13 protein-coding genes are annotated in these 17,689 nt (G+C 73.1%); 8 read left to right on the top strand and 5 right to left on the bottom strand.

What is annotated here, in order from left to right:
- Nucleotides 1-38: 38 nt before the first annotated feature.
- The 5 genes from SMD11_RS07055 (at nt 39) to SMD11_RS07035 (ending at nt 7,737) form a co-directional block, all read left to right on the top strand.
- A complete protein-coding gene (locus SMD11_RS07055) occupies nt 39-833 on the top strand; it encodes an MgtC/SapB family protein (RefSeq protein WP_234365937.1) in 795 nt (264 codons plus the stop codon).
- A 482-nt stretch (nt 834-1,315) separates the two neighbouring features.
- On the top strand, nt 1,316-1,528 hold the full coding sequence (locus SMD11_RS07050) for a hypothetical protein (protein WP_087925619.1): 213 nt from the start codon (nt 1,316-1,318) through the stop codon (nt 1,526-1,528).
- Between the two features lie 194 nt (nt 1,529-1,722).
- Nucleotides 1,723-2,541, top strand: coding sequence for an HlyD family efflux transporter periplasmic adaptor subunit (locus SMD11_RS07045; RefSeq protein ID WP_087925618.1), 819 nt, complete (start codon nt 1,723-1,725; stop codon nt 2,539-2,541).
- Complete coding sequence (locus SMD11_RS07040; protein ID WP_418952416.1) at nt 2,538-4,856, top strand: NHLP family bacteriocin export ABC transporter peptidase/permease/ATPase subunit; 2,319 nt, start codon at nt 2,538-2,540, stop codon at nt 4,854-4,856. Before SMD11_RS07045 ends, SMD11_RS07040 begins: the two co-directional genes overlap by 4 nt.
- A gap of 1 nt (nt 4,857) precedes the next feature.
- Nucleotides 4,858-7,737, top strand: a complete 2,880-nt coding sequence (locus tag SMD11_RS07035) for an NHLP bacteriocin export ABC transporter permease/ATPase subunit (protein WP_087925617.1) — start codon at nt 4,858-4,860, stop codon at nt 7,735-7,737.
- Between the two features lie 110 nt (nt 7,738-7,847).
- Here the strand turns inward: SMD11_RS07035 and SMD11_RS07030 are convergent, their stop codons facing one another.
- Together SMD11_RS07030 and SMD11_RS07025 are read right to left on the bottom strand one after the other, a co-directional pair.
- Complete coding sequence (locus tag SMD11_RS07030) at nt 7,848-8,063, bottom strand: DUF6243 family protein (RefSeq protein WP_087925616.1); 216 nt, start codon at nt 8,061-8,063, stop codon at nt 7,848-7,850.
- 353 nt (nt 8,064-8,416) lie between these two features.
- A complete protein-coding gene (locus tag SMD11_RS07025) occupies nt 8,417-9,568 on the bottom strand; it encodes a magnesium and cobalt transport protein CorA (RefSeq protein WP_087925615.1) in 1,152 nt (383 codons plus the stop codon).
- Nucleotides 9,569-9,697: 129 nt separating this feature from the next.
- Here SMD11_RS07025 and SMD11_RS07020 point away from each other — a divergent pair, with 129 nt between their 5' ends.
- Nucleotides 9,698-10,810 (top strand): winged helix DNA-binding domain-containing protein, encoded by a 1,113-nt coding sequence (locus SMD11_RS07020; protein ID WP_087925614.1) that lies wholly within the window; start codon nt 9,698-9,700, stop codon nt 10,808-10,810.
- 91 nt (nt 10,811-10,901) lie between these two features.
- Here the strand turns inward: SMD11_RS07020 and lysA are convergent, their stop codons facing one another.
- From lysA to SMD11_RS07005, 3 genes are all read right to left on the bottom strand, one after another.
- A complete protein-coding gene (gene lysA / locus SMD11_RS07015) occupies nt 10,902-12,248 on the bottom strand; it encodes a diaminopimelate decarboxylase (protein WP_087925613.1) in 1,347 nt (448 codons plus the stop codon).
- Nucleotides 12,249-12,299: 51 nt separating this feature from the next.
- Nucleotides 12,300-12,698, bottom strand: a complete 399-nt coding sequence (locus SMD11_RS07010) for an SAV_915 family protein (protein WP_324614704.1) — start codon at nt 12,696-12,698, stop codon at nt 12,300-12,302.
- A 438-nt stretch (nt 12,699-13,136) separates the two neighbouring features.
- Complete coding sequence (locus SMD11_RS07005) at nt 13,137-13,982, bottom strand: helix-turn-helix transcriptional regulator (RefSeq protein WP_087925612.1); 846 nt, start codon at nt 13,980-13,982, stop codon at nt 13,137-13,139.
- Between the two features lie 154 nt (nt 13,983-14,136).
- Here SMD11_RS07005 and SMD11_RS07000 point away from each other — a divergent pair, with 154 nt between their 5' ends.
- Nucleotides 14,137-15,978 carry an AMP-binding protein gene (locus tag SMD11_RS07000; protein WP_087925611.1) on the top strand — a complete coding sequence of 614 codons (1,842 nt, stop codon included), beginning with the start codon at nt 14,137-14,139 and terminating at the stop codon, nt 15,976-15,978.
- Nucleotides 15,975-17,615 carry an AMP-binding protein gene (locus SMD11_RS06995; protein WP_087925610.1) on the top strand — a complete coding sequence of 547 codons (1,641 nt, stop codon included), beginning with the start codon at nt 15,975-15,977 and terminating at the stop codon, nt 17,613-17,615. The genes SMD11_RS07000 and SMD11_RS06995 overlap by 4 nt, the downstream gene beginning before the upstream one ends.
- Nucleotides 17,616-17,689 lie beyond the last annotated feature (74 nt).

Raw genomic sequence — 17,689 nt, 5'->3', positions numbered from 1 at the left:
CGCCGGGAGATCCGGGTGGCGGGCGAGAAGGGTGGAACATGGTCATCGTCAACGAGTGGCACATGGCGGCCAACATCGCGGCCGGCCTGGGGTTCGGTGCGATCATCGGACTGGAACGCCAGTGGCGCGCCCGGATGGCGGGCTTGCGCACCAACGCGCTCGTCGCGGCCGGTTCCGCCCTCTTCGTCCTGCTCTCGCAGTACGGCTTCTCCGCCGCGACCAGCACCACCGGCTACGACGGCTCGCGCGTCGCCGCGCAGATCGTCTCCGGCATCGGCTTCCTCGGCGCCGGTGTCATCATGCGCGACGGCCTCAGCATCCGGGGCCTCAACACCGCCGCCACCCTGTGGTGCTCCGCGGCGGTGGGCGCCCTCGCCGGAACCGGCCTGTACGTGGTCGCGGGGCTCGGCACCGTGGGCGTGGTCGGCGCGAACACCCTGCTGCGCCCGGTCGCGCGAGGGCTCGACCGGGGGCCGCACGGCGGCGCCGAGGTGGCCACGGACTACCACTTCGAGGTCGTGTGCACCGAGCCCGAGGAGGCCCATGTGCGCACCCTCGTCGTGCAGTCCCTCGTCCGGCCGGGCTTCCGGCTGCGGTCCGTGTACAGCGCGGACGCGCCCGTCGCGGGCAAGGTGACCGTGTCGGCCGACCTCACCACCGAACGCCGCGACGACTCCCTCCTGGAGGAGGCCGTCAGCCGCCTCTCCCTGGAACCGGCCGTCTCCGCCGTGAGCTGGACGGTCCTCCAGGGGCCGGACGAGGGCCCGGACGACGACTACCCCACGGAGCGCCGGGCCCGGCGCCGTGTCCGGGACTTCTTCACGGGCCGCTGAGCTGGGCCGCTGAGCTGGGCCGATGGGTCGCCGGCCCGGGTGCCGGGGGGCGCCGGGAGCCCGCTCGGCGCCGCTTCAAGGAATCTCCACATCTCCCTGTGACGACGGGTAACCCCCTCCGCGGCCCCTCGATATGCCGGTTATGCCCCGCACGCTTGGGGGGCGTGTGTCCATTTATGTTCCGCGAGGGCGGAGAGGGGCTCGTATCTGTTACTCGATCTTGTGAAGGAAGTGTAATGATTCGGCGGAGGAATCTTAAAGGGAGTCGTCGGGGATGCCCCTTTTGGCGCCGGGAAGGCTCTCCCGGGTTGGCAGCGTCACCCGTTCGCGTGCTTATATCTGCGCACCGCAGCGGCGTCGTGCACGGTGATTCATCCGGATCGGGCCGCGGCGGTGGCGTCCGGACCGTTCCGTCGCGGCCCGGCTGCCTTTGTGGATAAACACTCGTCACACACTCGGACAAATGAAGGGTGCGCAAAACAATGCGTAACAACATCGAGACCCGCGAGATCGCCGACACCGAGCTGGACGCCGTCTCCGGCGGTGTCGCCGGCGTTTCCGGTGGCCTCGCCGGCGCTGTGACCGGCGACGTTCACCACCTGGTCGACTCCCTCCAGACGATCCACGCCGTCCAGGCCCTGCCCGGCCAGGTCACCGGCATCGCCGGCGTCCACGTGGGTGCCGCCGGTCTCTGAGCCCGGACTCCACCGGGTGCGGGGACCCGGTGGAATTCATGACCTGACGGCAGCGGAAACGCTTCCTCAAGGTTTTTCGTGCACCCCGGAACATTCCTTGTTCCGGGGTCCACGGCTGCCCGTTTCCATTCTTTCGAGGATCCGGGTGGAGTAATTCGGCACCCGTTTCGCGAAGGCAGTTGAAGGAAGGGTTCGTGCAGTTCCGCCAGAAGGCGCTTTCCAAGCTGCAATCGCCCGAAGAACTCGACGTCCCCGTACGCTTCGCACGCCCGCAAGGCCGCCTCGTCCTGGCCGTCACGGTCGTCGTCATGGCCGTGGCGGGCATATGGGCATTCACCGGATCCGTCACCTCGAAACTGGGCGTCACCGGCGTCCTCACCCACGCCGAGGGCGGCTATCTGCTCCAGAGCCCGTTCGCCGGACAGGTCACCGAGGTCCTCGCCGACGAGGGACGGCCGCTGGCCGCGGGCGCGCCGCTGCTCAAGATCGCCACGGACCGCGGCGACCGGATCGTGCGCGTACCCGCCGGAGGACGCGTGACCGGCCTGACCGCCAGGACGGGTTCGGTCCTCACGACCGGCGCGGACGTCGCCACCGTGGAACGGACCGGCGACCCCGGTGACCCGATGGTGGCCATGCTGTACGTACCCGCCGGCAGCGCCCGGACCGTTCCCGTGGGCGCCCCCGTCGACCTGAGCGTCCCCTCCGTGCCCCGGCAGCGGGGCGGCGCCCTGCGCGGCCGCGTCAAGGCGGTCGGCCGCGCGCCGCAGACGCGGGCGCAGATCACCGGGTTCCTCGGCGACCGCCGCCTGGCGGAGGAGTTCTCCCGGCAGGGGGATCCCGTCGCGGTGCTCGTGGAACTGGACCCCTCCGCCGCACCCGGGTCCACCGGCTCGGGCGGTCAGGGGCCCGCCACGGACGGCGGCCCCTCGTACGCCGCCGGCTCCACGACACCCGTCACCGGCTCCGTCCACCTCGCCGCACAGCGCCCCGTCGATTGGCTGCTCCCGTGACCGTGCCGCAGCACACCCCCGCCCAGGACCGGACCCCGCCGCAGGCCCCCCGCCCACCGGCCGCCGGGCGCCGCCGCGCCCGCCCCGCGCCCCGGGGCGGTGCCCGCCGGGCCGGCGGGCACACCGGACGCCGCAGGTCCGCACCGGCTCCCAGGGGCAGGACGCCCCGGCCCGTACGCACCCCCACCGTGCTCCAGATGGAGGCCGTGGAGTGCGGCGCCGCCGCGCTGGCCATGATCCTCGGCCACCACGGCCGCTTCGTCCCCCTGGAGGAACTGCGCATCGCGTGCGGCGTCTCCCGCGACGGCTCCCGCGCGAGCAACCTCCTCAAGGCCGCCCGCGGCCACGGCCTCAAGGCCAAGGGCATGCAGATGGACCTGGCCGCGCTCGCCCAGGTGCGCGCCCCGGCCGTCCTCTTCTGGGAGTTCAACCACTACGTCGTCTACGACGGCACGGGCCGCCGCCTCGGCCGCCGCGGCGTCCACGTCAACGACCCGGCCAAGGGCCGCCGGTTCGTCCCCATGGACGAGTTCGACACCAGCTTCACCGGCGTCGTGCTCACCTTCGAACCCGGCGAGGACTTCCGCCGCACCGGCCGCCGTCCGGGCGCCGTCCGCGCCCTGCCCGCCCGGCTGCGCGGCACCTCGGGCACCGTGCTCGCCGCCCTCCTCGCGAGCCTCCTGCTGGTGGCCGTCGGCGCGGTGGTGCCCGCGCTCAGCCGTACGTACATCGACACGTTCCTCGTCGGCGACCGCACGTTCCCGCTCGGGGTGCTCTTCGCGGCGATGGCGGCCACCCTGGTGCTCACCGGCACGCTCACCGCCGTCCAGCAGGCCAACCTGCTGCGCGGGCGCGTCATCTCCTCCACCCTGGGCAGCGCCCGCTTCCTGCGGCACCTGCTCAGGCTCCCGGTCACCTTCTTCGCCCAGCGCAGCCCCGCCGACCTCGTCCAGCGCCTGCGGTCCAACGACGCGGTCGCCGAGACCCTGGCCAGGGACCTGACCGCCGCCGGCGTGGACGCGGTCGTCGTCGTCCTCTACGCGGTGCTGCTGTGGACGTACGACCCCCAGCTGACGGTCGTCGGGATCGGCATCGCCCTGCTCAACGTCGTCGCCATGCGGATCGTCGTCCGCCTCCGGGCCACCGGCACCCAGAAGCTGCGCGCCGAGAGCGCCCGGCTCACCAACACCGCCTACAGCGGCCTGACGCTCATCGAGACGATGAAGGCCACCGGCGGCGAGGACGGCTTCTTCCGCCGCTGGGCCGGGCAGCACGCCGTCACCCTCGACGTGCAGCAGCGGCTCGGCGTGCCCAGCGCCTGGCTGGCGGTCGTCGCGCCCACCCTCGCCGCCCTCAACAGCGCCCTGATCCTGATGATCGGCGGCCTCAGGGCGGTCGAGGGACACCTCACGGTCGGCCTCCTCGTCGCCTTCCAGGCCCTCGTGACCAGCTTCACCGCGCCGATCACCCGCCTCAACGGCGTGGCCGGACGGATCCAGGACTTCGCGGCCGACGTGGCCCGGCTCAAGGACGTCGAGAACTTCCCCGCCGACCCGGTGTTCGCGCGGCGCGAGCCCCGCGCGGGCGCCCGCCGCCTCAAGGGCCATGTGGAGCTGGAGAACATCACCTTCGGCTACAGCCCCCTCGACGCCCCCCTGCTGACGGACTTCTCCCTCTCGGTCGGCCCCGGGCGGCAGGTCGCGCTCGTCGGCGGCTCCGGCAGCGGCAAGTCCACCGTCTCCCGGCTGATGTCCGGCCTCCACGCCCCCTGGGAGGGCACGATCCGCATCGACGGGATGCGGCTGGAGGACATCCCGCGCGCCGCGCTGGCCGCCTCCGTCTCCTTCGTCGACCAGGACGTCTTCCTCTTCGAGGGCACCGTCCGCGACAACGTCGCGCTGTGGGACCCCTCCCTCCCCGACGAGGACGTCGTCGCCGCCCTGGAGGACGCCGCCGTCTACGACGTGGTCGCCCGGCGCCCCGGCGGCATCCACAGCCGCGTCGAGCAGGACGGCCGCAACTTCTCCGGCGGCCAGCGCCAGCGCCTGGAGATCGCCCGCGCGCTGGTGCGCCGCCCCAGCGTGATGGTCCTCGACGAGGTCACCAGCGCGCTGGACGCGGCGACCGAACAGGTCGTCATCGACAACCTGCGGCGGCGCGGCTGCGCCTGCGTGGTCATCGCCCACCGGCTGAGCACGGTGCGCGACAGCGACGAGATCGTCGTGCTCGACCGGGGCACGGTGGTGGAGCGCGGCCGGCACGAACACCTGGCCGCCGGGCAGGGCCCGTACGCCCGACTGGTCGAGGAGCACTGAGGTGACGACCCCGTACGACACCCCTCACGCCACCGGCGCCCCGCCGGTCGCCGATCCCGTGGTGGCGGCCCTGGGGGCGCTCGGCGCGGAGACCGACTGCGCGGGCCTGCGCAGCCTGTCCCTGGAGGGCCCGCTCGTGCTGTGGCTCGTCGTGGAAGGCGAGCTCGATCTCTTCGCCGTCGACGCGGCGCAAGCCGGGCACTGGCACTTCCTGGGCCGGCTGGGGGCGGGAACGCTGCTGCTGGGCCCCGCCGAGGGCCCCCGGCACACGCTGATCGGCAGGCCGCTGAGGGGGTGTCGGCTGCGACGGGTGGAACTGCGGGAGCTGTACCGGCAGGAGTACGAGGGGCAGGGGGCATACGCCGACGAGTGCGGCTACGGGCACGAGTACGGCTACGGGCCGGCCGATCCGGCGCCGAGCCCCTTGGAGGACGCGTTCGCGCGCGGCGTCGGCCGGGGCCTGCGCGTGCTCTACCAGGCACCGCTGGACGGCCGCGCCACCGCTCCCGGCGCGGCCGGGGCCGACGAGGACATCCTGTGGATGCGGGTCCCCCCGGGCGGCGTGCGGTACGGGGCGGCGTACGAGGCGGAGGCGGCGGGGTGCCTCCTCGTCGACGCGGCGCTGTGGCAGGGCATGGTCGACCAGCAGTACCGGCTGCTGTACGCCCTGGACGACCGGATCGAGCGGCTGGAGCGCGCCCACGAGGACCGTACGGCCGCCGGCATCGAGGCCGGCGAGGCCGCCCGCACCCAGGCGGATCGGGCGCTGCTGGCGTCGATCGACCGCGCGGGCGGGAGGCGGCCGGGCCGCGGCGCGAGCGCCGACGCGACGTTCGCGGTGTGCGGACTGGTGGCCGGGGACGCGGGCATCGCCCTGTCCGAACCGTCCGGTACGGACGCCGGATCGGAGCGCATGGACCCGGTCGACCGCATCGCCGTGGCCTCGCGGATCCGTACCCGCTCCGTCAGGCTGGCCGGGCGCTGGTGGCGCGAGAACAGCGGCCCCCTGATCGGCCGCCGGGAGAAGGACGGGGCGCCGGTCGCGCTGCTGTGGCGGCGCGGCGGCTACGTGGCCGTCGACCCCGCGGCCGGCACCCGGGAACGGGTGGGCAGGGCGGACGAGGCCGCGTACGAACCGCAGGCCGTCATGCTCTACCGCCCGCTGCCGGAGGGAAAACCGAGCCTGGTGCGGCTGCTGCGCTTCGGCCTGCGCGGTACGCGCGCGGAGCTGCGCGGCCTCGCCTTGGGCGGGCTGGTCGCGGTCGCCCTGGGCGCGCTCGTCCCCCTCGCCACGGGCAGGGTGCTCGGCGTGTACGTCCCCGCCGCGGAGAGCGGCCTCATCGTGCGGACGGCCCTGGCGCTCGTCGCGACGAGCGTCGTCTCGGCCGCCTTCATGCTCCTCCAGAACATCTCCGTCCTGCGTCTGGAGGGCCGTATCGAGGCCACGCTCCAGCCGGCGGTGTGGGACAGGCTGCTACGGCTGCCGACCACGTTCTTCGCCGGGCGCTCCACCGGCGAACTGGCCGGCGCCGCCATGGGCGTCAGCTCCATCCGCCGGGTGCTGTCCGGCATCGGCTCGGTGTGCGTCCAGTCGGGCGCCGTCGGCGCGATGAACCTCGTGCTGCTGCTCGTCCACAGCGTCCCCCTGGCGCTGGCGGTGGTCGCCCTGCTGCTCGTCGTCGCCGCGGTCTTCGTGGGCCTGGGGCTGTGGCAGCTGCGCTACCAACGACAGTTGATCAAGCTGGGCGACAAGCTGAACAACCAGGCGTTCCAGACCCTGCGCGGACTGCCCAAGCTCCGCGTCGCCGCGGCCGAGAGCTTCGCGTACGCCGCCTGGGCCCGGGAGTTCGCCCGCACCCGCGAACTGCACCGGCGCATCGGCCGGATCAAGAACGTCGTCACGGTGCTCAACGCGGTCAGCCTGCCGCTGTGCACCCTCATGATGTTCATGCTGCTGGCCGGCCCGGCCCGGGGCACCATGTCCGCCGGCGAGTTCCTCACCTTCGGCACCGCCGTGACGATGCTGCTGTCCTCCGTCACCCAGCTGACGGGCGCGCTCGTCTCGGCGGCCGCCGTGCAGCCGATGTTCGAACAGATCAAGCCCCTGCTCCAGGAGGCCGCGGAGGTACGGGACGCCGGAGCCCTCCCCGGCGAACTGACCGGCGCCGTCGAGGCCGTGAACCTCTCCTACCGCTACACCGACGACGGCCCGCAGGTCCTCGACGACGTGTCCTTCCAGGTACGCCCGGGCGAGTTCGTCGCCGTCGTCGGCCCCAGCGGCTGCGGCAAGTCGACCCTGCTCCGCCTCCTCATCGGCTTCGACAAACCGGCCTCCGGCAGCGTCCTGTACGACGGCCAGGACCTGGCCGCCCTCGACCAGGCGGCCGTACGCCGCCAGTGCGGCGTGGTCCTCCAGAACGCCCAGCCCTTCTCCGGCCCGATCCTCGACTGCATCCGCGGCGCCGGCACCTTCTCCCTGGAGGAGGTGTGGGAGGCCGCGGCGATGGCGGGCCTCGCCGACGACATCAAGGCCATGCCCATGGGCATGCACACCATGCTCTCCGACGGCGGCGGCATCGTCTCCGGCGGCCAGCGCCAACGCCTGATGATCGCCCAGGCCCTCGTCCGCAAGCCCCGCGTCCTCTTCTTCGACGAGGCCACCAGCGCCCTCGACAACGAGGCCCAACGCGTGGTCATCGACTCCACCCGGGCCCTGCGCGCCACGCGCATCGTGATAGCCCACCGGCTGTCCACGGTCATGGACGCGGACCGGGTGATCGTCATGAGGGGCGGCCGGGTCGTCCAGCAGGGGGCGCCTGCGGCGTTGCTGGCCGATACGACGGGACTCTTCCATGAGCTGGTCCGGCGCCAGATCAGCTGACGGACGGGCCCGGGCTCACAGCCGGTCGCGCCGTTACGGCGGCAGGGCCCGGACCGTGCGTCGCGGTCCGGGCCCTGCCCCGTGGGGTGCCGCCCTGCGGCGGCCGTGCGTCAGCTCTGTGCGGTGTCGTCGCTCGCCTGCCCGGCGGCCTCAGCTGCGCGTGCCTTCTCGCGCATCTTGCGCACCAGCTCGGCCTTCTGGTCGGCGGCGCTCTGGCGGTCGCGGTTGCGGTGCGGACCGTTGTTCTGCCGTTCGGCGCGGGACAACTTCTTGCGCTGGCCGCCGCCCTGGCCCACGGGGTTGTTGATGTTCTTGCTGTCGGTCACGGGTTCTCCCGGTGGTGATGTGAAGTGATCTACGGATTCATCGGTGGGGGACGGGCGCGGCGACGTCGAGGGACGTCAGCGGGGGCCCGTCACGCTCTCACTCGTAAATCGGTGTCTGGAAGAACATGACAAAGACGTTACCCGGTTCCGTCGGCTCCGCCCGCCCGGGGCAGGTCCAGACGGGCGCTACTGGGCCGTCGCGGGCGTTGTCAGTGGTCGAATACCGTGCCACCCGTTTTCGCTACCCGCGCAGCCGCGTGCTGCGCAGTGTCCCCGGACTCTCCCCAGGGGCCTTGCGAGCCGCCTCCACGCGTGCGCGAGAGCTAAGTTGATCAGCGGCCTCGATGTGTCGGCTACAGCCAGTCGCGCTTCTTGAAGACGACGTACAGGCTCGTGCAGACGATCGCCATCAGCACAATCGCGAACGGATACCCGCCCACCCAGTGCAGCTCCGGCATATTGTCGAAGTTCATCCCGTAGATCGTCCCCACCAGCGTGGGGGCGAACAGAATGGCCGCCCACGACGAGATCTTCTTGATCTCCTCGTTCTGCTCGAAGCCCGCTTCGGCCAGGGCGCGCATCTCCGCGTTCTGCTGCTGGGTGACCAGGGTGGCGTTGACGGCGAGGATGTCGGCGAGGGCCGAGCGGAAGCCGTCTACGCGTTCGCTGGTGTGGGTGACGTGGTCGGCGACGTCGCGGAGGTAGCGCTGGAGTTCGTCGTCGGTGCCGTATTTGGTGAAGCCGGCCATCAGGCCGTGCAGCATGCCGACCAGGGGGCGGGTGGCGCGCTGGAACTCGACCATTTCGCGGGCCAGTTCGTAGATGCGGCGGGAGACCTCGGGGTCGCCGCCGAAGACCTCGGTCTCGATCTCGTCGATGTCGTTCTGGACGCCCCACACGACCGGGGCGTAGCCGTCGACGACCGCGTCGAGGATGGCGTAGAGGACCGCCTCGGGGCCCAGGGCCAGCAGCTCGGGGGTGCTCTCCATGCGGCGGCGGACGGCGGAGAGGTCGGGGGCCGCGCCGTGCCGGACCGTGATCACGAAGTCGTGGCCGACGAAGATGTGGAGCTCGCCGAAGTCGACCTCCTCGGAGGCGTCGAGATAGCGCGCGGCGCGCAGTACGACGAAGAGGGTGTCGCCGTAGCGCTCCAGCTTGGGGCGCTGGTGGGCCTCCAGGGCGTCCTCGACGGCCAGCTGGTGGAGGTCGAACTCCTCGGCCAGCGAGACCAGTTCGTTCTCCGTCGGCCGGTGCAGCCCGATCCACGCCATGCCGTCCGGCTGCTCGCGCAGCTGCCGGTAGGTGTCGGCCAGCGAAGCCGGGGTGCTGATCCGGTGGCCGTCGCGGTAGACGGCCGCGTGGACGATGCTGCCCGCGCCGTTCGTCGGGCCGGCCGGTACCGGAGCGGGCGGGGTGTCGGCCTCGCCCGTGCGGGCGGGCGACGTCCGGAGCCAGGAGTGCTTCTTCGGCGTCGGCCGCTGACGGCGAGGCGGGTTCTCCGACATGGGGGCACTCTTCCCTCTCGCTCATCACTGGACCGCAGAACAGGATATACGGACCAAATTACGGACAGTGGACCCAGGCGCGGACAGGAGATGACCGGGCATGATCGACTTCGCTTCTAATGTGAGCGCATGACGACCGACGCGTCTCCCACCCTGACCGTACGCGCTCTCAACCGTGCCCTGCTGGAGCGGCAGCTCCTGCTCCGCCGCGCCGCGCTGCCCGCGCTCGACGCCGTCGGCCACCTGGCCGGACTCCAGGCCCAGTCACCCATGGACCCGTACCACGCGCTCGCCGCCCGCCTCGACGGCTTCGACCCCGAGGAGCTCTCCGGCCTGCTGGCCTCGCGCGCCGCCGTGCGCGTGCCCCTGATGCGCGGCACCATCCACCTGGTCGGCGCCCCGGACGCGCACGCCCTGTACCCGCTCCTCCGGCCCGTTCACGAGCGGGCCTTCCAGGGCTCGCACGGCAAGCGGCTCACGGATCTGGACCCGCGGCACGTGGCCGCCTTCGCCGAGGGCCTCCTCGCCGAGCGCCCGCGCACCCTCCAGGAGCTCGGCCCGCTGCTGGCCGGCCGGTGGCCCGGCCACGATCCCGCCGCCCTGGCCGCCGCCGCGCGGGCTCTGCTGCCGCTCGTCCAGGTCACCCCGCGGGCCCTGTGGGGACGCGGCGGGGCCGCCGCCTGGACGACCCTCGGGGCCTGGACCGGCGAGGCCGGCACCACGGAAGCGGAGGACCTCGGCGGGCTCGTCCTGCGTTACCTCGCCGCCTTCGGTCCCGCCTCCGTCAAGGACGCCCAGACCTGGTCCGGCCTCACCCGCCTGCGCGCCACCTTCGAACAGCTGCGGCCCGGCCTGCGCACCTTCCGCGACCCGCACGGGACCGAGCTCTTCGACCTCCCCGACGGACCGCTGCCCGACCCCGGGACCCCGGCCCCGGTCCGCCTGCTCCCCGAGTTCGACAACATCGCCCTCTCGCACGCCGACCGGGCCCGCATCATGGACCCCGCCCACCGCTCCCGCGTCTGGCGGGTGAACCGGGCCCGCTGCGCGTTCCTCGTCGACGGCTTCATCGGCGGCGTGTGGCGCGTGGAGAAGGCGCGGGACGCCGCCACCCTCACCCTGGATCCGTTCGCGCCCCTCACCCGGGCGGACCGGGACGACCTGGAGCGGGAAGCGGCCGGAGTGCTGGCGATGACGGCCCCCGGCGCGCGGCACGAGGTGCGGTTCGGGGAGGTGCCGTAGATCTCGGCCGTACGTACCGTGGGCCTCGGCCGTACCTATCGTGGGCCTCGGCGTACGTACCGTGGACCCCGGCCGCCCCCCCCCGCCCGCGTCAGTCCCCCAGGTCCCTGCTCCTCAGGTCCTCCAGCGTCTCCCGGCGTACGAGCAGCCTGGCCCGGCCCCCCGACACGGCCGCGACCGGCGGCCTGCCGACGAGGTTGTACGCGGACGCCATCGACAGGTGGTACGCGCCGGAGGCCGGCACGGCCAGCACGTCGCCCGGCCGGACGTCCCCGGGCAGCGGCACGTCCTCGGCGAGCACGTCGCCCGCCTCGCAGTGCCGGCCGACCACCGTCATGGCACGCGGTGCCTCCCCGGACGCCCGGCCCACGAGCCGGACCGTGTAGCGGACGCCGTACAGCGCCGGGCGCGGGTTGTCGCTCATCCCGCCGTCCACCGCGACGAACGTGCGCTCGCCCGTGTGCTTGACCGCCAGGACCCGGTAGAGCGCCACGCCCGCCGGGCCCGCGATCCAGCGCCCCGGCTCCACGGTCAGCCGGGGCACGGGCAGATCGAACCGGGCGCATTGCAGGACGAGTTCGCCGCACACCCGCTCCGCGTACGCCCGGGGGTCGACCGTCGGCTCGCCCTCGCGGTAGGCGATCGCGAAGCCGCCGCCGAGGTCGAGCTCGGGGAAGGTCACGCCGTGCACCTCGCGCAGCCGGGCGAGGAACGGGACGAGCCGCCGCACCGCCGTGACGTACGGTTCCAGGCCGGTGATCTGCGAACCGAGGTGGCAGTGCAGGCCCGTGAGTTCGAGCCGGTGCTGGCCGAGGATCCGCGCCACCGCGTCCTCGGCCTCGCCGCCCGCGAGCGGCAGCCCGAACTTCTGGCCCGCCACCCCCGTACGGACGGCCGCGTGCGCGCCGGCCGCCACGTCCGGCACGACCCGCACCAGCACCCGCTGGCGGGCACCCGGCGGCACCAGCGCGGCGAGCCGGGCCACCTCGCCGGCGCTGTCGACGACGACGCGGCCCACGCCCAGGCGCAGCGCGGTCCGCAGGTCGTCCGGGCTCTTGGCATTGCCGTGCAGGACGATCCGCTCCGCCGGGAACCCGGTGAGCGCGGCGAGCTCCAGCTCCCCGGCCGAGCAGACGTCCAGGTGGAGGCCCTCCTCCTCGATCCAGCGGATCATCGCCCGGGAGAGGAACGCCTTGCCGGCGTAGGCGACGTCGGCGGCCGGGAGCGCGGCGCGCCAGGCGCGCGCCCTGGCCCGCACCTCGTCCTCGTCGATGACGTAGGAGGGGGTGCCGAAGCGGTCGGCGAGCTCGGCGAGCGGTACGCCGCCGACGGCGAGGTCACCGCCGGGCAGCACCCGGGTGGAAGCGGGCCAGACCGCGGCGGCGGGCGCGGGCTGCTCGGGGAGGGCGCGGGAACGGGGGGCGAGGGGTACGGACATCGGTGTCTCCAGCGGGTGAGAGGGCGGCGTGGCCGGTCGGGTCCGCCCGGCTCAGCCGGGAAGGGGCGGCAGCGGCGTGCTGCCCTCCGGCACACCGGGCCGCACCGCGGGTGCCGTGAGCTGGGGATCGACGGAGACGAGCACGACGCCGAGGGGCTCCGCGAGGGCGCGTACGGCCGGCAGGGCGAGACGTACGGACGGCTGGCCGGGGCCCAGGACGTCGGAAAGCCGTCGCTCGGTGGTGAAGGCGACGGCGGTGCGGTCGCCGAGGGGCGACCGGAAGACCCGCAGGGCGAAACCGCTGGGGCAGGGCCGGACGGGGACGTACAGCGCGCGCTCGGGGGCCCGCCCGGCGGGATGGGCTGGTTCGGAGGGTTCCCCCTCGTCGGCCTGCGGGCTGTCGACGGCGGCTATGGCGGCGGCTTCGGCGGGGTTACGGCTCAGGTGCATGACGGTCCTCGAAGAAGTGAAGAAGTGTCGAGATCGATCGAGAGTTGTCGAGAGGTGCCGAGGGAGTGTCAGGAAGTGAGTATCAGGCGGTGAGTATCAGGCGGTGAGTGTCAGGCGGTGTCGAGAGGTGTCGATACGTGCCGGGCGAGTGGTGCTCCGTGCGTCCGGGAAGACGGGCCGTGGAGCCCGCGAGCGAGGGACGTGCGGCCTGCCGCGGACGCGGTGGGACGAGCCGCCCGCCACGTCGCGCGGCCCGCTCACGCTATGCCCGCCCCACGCCCGGCGAAGCGCCTCATTGACAGCCTGTTGACCCTGAGTGCCACTCCTTTGACACTTCTTTGACACCGGCCCCAGGGGCGTCCGGAGTACGGGCGGGCGGAGGCGCGCCCTACGGCAGTCGCCCCGCGGCGCCTACGGCCGCCCCGGCCGCGTCCCCCGCTACGGCAGCACTCCCGCCTTCCGCGCCGCCACCACCGCCTCCAGCCGGGTGTGCACCCCCAGCTTCCGCATGCCGGAGCGCAGATAGCTCTTGACCGTCTCCGGCCGGAGCCCCAGCCGCTCCGCGGCCCCCGCGTTCGTCGCCCCCGACGCCACGCACGCCAGCACATCGATCTCGCGCGGCGACAGATCGGCGCGCCGGCCGTCCGCGCCGGCCGCCCGCACGCCGCCGGAGGAGGCCAGGGCCAGGCGCCGGCACGCCGCGAGGAGGTCCTGGCGGAGCACCGGGTCGGCGACGCGGTGGGCGAGGGCGCGGAGTTCGCCGTGGGCCTCGCGGACCTCCTCCCACATCGCCGGGTCCGCCGTCGTCGGCTGGTGGGCGACCGACAGCAGCCGCAGGACCTCGTCCTGCACGGCCAGCCCCTGCTCCAGCTCGCGCGCCGCGTCGACCGCCGTGGTCAGCGCGCGGTCACCGAGGGGGAGGGGCCGCCGCAGCGCGCCGTAGAGGACCCCGCGCACCCGGCCCCGTACGACGACGGGCACCGCCATCACCGAGCGCAGCCCCTCCGTGGCCACCGCCGCGTCGTACTCGTGCGTGATGACGTGCGAGGAGTGGTAGTCCGTGACGGACAGCGGCCGGCCCAGGGCCGCGACCTTGCCGCCCAGCCCGCTGCCGGTGCGGATGGCCAGGCCGCGCAGCGCGGGCGTCGCGGTCCCGGACAGGTCCGATATCCGCAGCTGCCGGGAGGCCGTCAGCAGTCCGCCGAAGGCGACCGGCAGCCCCGCGCCCCTGCGCATCCGCAACAGAGCCGCCCGCACCTCCGCGGTCCCGTCCGCATCCCCCATCGCTGCCTCCCCGGTCCGGACCGGAGTCGGAATCTCCGTATCCAATGAAATGCGGCCACCCCCGTCCGGGGGTGGTGAGACTCAGATCACCGTCGCACGATGCTAACCAGCGGGCCGGCGGCGCGCCCTGCAATCTGGAGGACATGTGACGTCTATGAGCCTGACAGACGCGGACGGGACGAGCGGATCGGCGACGGACGAGTTCCGGGCGGCCCGGGACTTCCTGCTGGCCCACCGGGACGACTACCGGACGGCGTACGAGGGCTTCGTCTGGCCCCGCCCCCGGCAGTTCAACTGGGCGCTCGACTGGTTCGACACCCTGGCCGAGGGCAACGACCGCACGGCGCTGTGGATCGTGGAGGAGGACGGCCGCGAGTCCCGGCGCTCCTTCGACGACCTGCGCCGGAGCTCGGCCCGGCTCGCCAACTGGCTGCGCGCGCGCGGCGTACGGGCCGGTGACCGGATCCTCGTCATGCTCGGCAACCAGACCGAGCTGTGGGAGACGGCCCTCGCCGCGATGAAGCTGCGGGCCGTCGTCATCCCCGCCACCCCGCTGCTCGGCACCGCCGACCTGGCCGACCGGGTCGAGCGCGGCCGCGCCGCCCATGTGATCGTCAGGACCGGGGACACGGAGAAGTTCGCGGACGTGCCCGGCGACTACACCCGGATCGCGGTGGGCGGCGGCGCCCCGGCGCCGTGGCTGGCCTACGAGGACCACGAGACCTACGAGACCTACGAGCCCGGCGACATGTCCGAGACGCCCGGGACACCCGAGACTTCCGAGACCTCCGGGGCACCCGCAGCGCACGAAGGCGGCGGAGCCCACGAAGAGCACGTGGTCCGCGGCACCACCACCCGCCCCGGCGACCTCTTCGTCCCCGACGGCCCCACCTTCGCCGACGACCCTCTCCTGCTCTACTTCACCTCCGGTACCACCGCACGCCCCAAGCTCGTCCAGCACACCCATGTGTCCTACCCCGTAGGGCACCTGACGACCATGTACTGGATCGGACTGCGCCCCGGCGACGTCCACCTCAACATCTCCTCGCCCGGCTGGGCCAAGCACGCCTGGTCCAACCTCTTCGCCCCGTGGAACGCCGAGGCCACCGTCTTCGTGCACAACTACACCCGCTTCGACGCCGCCCGCCTGATGAGCGAGATGGACCGCTGCGGTGTCACGAGCTTCTGTGCCCCGCCCACCGTGTGGCGGATGCTCATCCAGGCGGACCTGGGCGCGCTGCGCACCCCGCCGCGCGAGGTCGTCGCCGCGGGGGAGCCCCTCAACCCCGAGGTCATCGAGACCGTCCGGCGTGTCTGGGGAGTCGGCATCCGCGACGGGTTCGGCCAGACCGAGACCTCCGTACAGATCGCCAACTCGCCCGGACAGCTCCTCAAGACCGGTTCCATGGGCCGGCCCAGCCCCGGCTTCACCGTCGCCCTCCTCGACCCCGTCACCGGCGAGCCCGCCGACGAGGGCGAGATCGCCCTCGACCTCACGGACGGCGACCGGCTGCCCGTCGGCCTGATGACGGGCTACGAGGGCGACCCCGAGCGCACCGCCGAGGCCATGGCGGGCGGCTACTACCGCACCGGCGACATCGGCGCGCGCGACGCCGACGGCTACATCACCTACATCGGCCGCGCCGATGACGTCTTCAAGGCCAGCGACTACAAGATCTCGCCGTTCGAGCTGGAGAGCGCCCTGCTCGAACACGAGGCCGTCGCCGAGGCGGCCGTCGTCCCCGCCCCCGACCCGCTGCGGCTCGCCGTCCCCAAGGCGTACGTCGTCCTCGCCGAGGGCTGGGAGCCCGGCCCCGCCACCGCGAAGGCGCTCTTCGCGCACTCCCGCGCCACCCTCGCCCCCTACAAGCGGGTGCGCCGCCTGGAGTTCGCCGAGCTGCCGAAGACCGTGTCCGGCAAGATCCGCCGTGTCGAGCTGCGCGACCGCACCGCGCGGGGCGGCGGGCACGAGTACCGAGAGGAAGACCACCGGTGACCACACCCTCGTACACGGCGGGGACCACCGCCGTTCCGCTGATCGACGACACCATCGGCGCCGATCTCGCCTTTACCATCGAACGCTTCGGCGACCGCGACGCGCTGGTCGACGCCGTGAGCGGCCGCCGCTGGACCTACGCGGAGTTCGGCCGGGCCGTGGAGGAGGTCGCGCTCGGGCTGCTCGCCAAGGGGGTGGCGAAGGGCGACCGGGTCGGGATCTGGGCCGTCAACTGCCCCGAGTGGGTGATGGTCCAGTACGCCACCGCCCGCGTCGGCGCCGTGATGGTCAACATCAACCCCGCCTACCGCGTCCACGAGCTGGGCTACGTCCTGCGCCAGGCCGGGGTGAGCGTGCTCGTCGCCTCCGTCGAACACAAGACCAGCGACTACCGCCGGATGGTCGAACAGGTCCGTGCCGACTGCCCCGCCCTGCGCGACGTCGTCTACATCGACGACCCGACCTGGACCGGGCTCGTCCGCCTCGGCGAGGGTGTGGACCCCGCGCGGCTCGCCGAGCGCGAGGCGCAGCTCGGCTGCCACGACCCCGTCAACATCCAGTACACCTCGGGCACCACGGGCTTCGCCAAGGGCGCCACCCTCACCCACCACAACATCCTCAACAACGGCTACTTCGTGGGGGAGCTCCTCGGCTACACCGAGGCCGACCGGGTCGCCCTGCCGGTGCCCTTCTACCACTGCTTCGGCATGGTCATGGGCAACCTCGCCATCACCTCGCACGGCGCCTGCGCCGTCATCCCGGCCCCGTCCTTCGACCCCGCCGCCACGCTGCGCGCCGTGCAGAGCGAGCGCTGTACGTCGCTCTACGGCGTCCCCACCATGTTCATCGCCATGCTGGGCCTCCCCGGCTTCGCCGCCCACGACCTCTCCTCGCTGCGCACCGGGATCATGGCCGGCTCGCCGTGCCCGGAGGAGGTGATGAAGCGGGTGGTCACCGAGATGCACATGGCCGAGGTGGCCATCTGCTACGGGATGACGGAGACCTCGCCGGTGTCCACGCAGACCCGCCGCGACGACGACCTGGCACGCCGCACCGGCACCGTCGGCCGGGTCCTGCCGCACATCGAGGTGAAGGTCGTGGACCCGGGCACCGGGGACACCGTCGCCCGCGGCGAGCCGGGTGAGCTGTGCACCCGCGGCTACTCGGTGATGCTCGGCTACTGGGAGGAGCCCGAACGCACCGCCGAGGCCGTCGACGAGGACCGCTGGATGCACACCGGCGACCTCGCGGTGATGGACGAGGACGGCTACGTCCGGATCGTCGGCCGCATCAAGGACATGATCATCAGGGGCGGGGAGAACGTCTACCCCCGGGAGATCGAGGAGTTCCTGCACACCCACCCCAAGATCGCCGACGTGCAGGTGATCGGCGTCCCCGACGAGAAGTACGGCGAGGAGATCATGGCCTGTGTGATACTCCGCGACCCCGCCGGCACCCTGACCCGCGACGAGCTCGCCCGGTACTGCCGCGGCCGGCTCGCCCACTACAAGGTCCCGCGCCATCTGCGGGTGCTCCAGGAGTTCCCGATGACGGTCAGCGGCAAGGTCCGCAAGGTGGAGCTGCGCGAGCAGGCCACCGAGGTCCTGGAATCGGCCGCCACGGCCGCGACGCCCTAGGACCTGCCCGGCGGGACTTCCCCTTGACCCGCCGGACAGACCTGGCGTGGAGGGCCCGCGATCCCCCGTACGTT

Origin of the sequence: Streptomyces albireticuli, from assembly GCF_002192455.1 — a bacterium.
GTDB lineage: Bacteria > Actinomycetota > Actinomycetes > Streptomycetales > Streptomycetaceae > Streptomyces > Streptomyces albireticuli_B.
The sequence above is the reverse complement of the archived record's forward strand: the minus strand, read 5'-3'. Positions and strand labels throughout refer to the sequence as shown.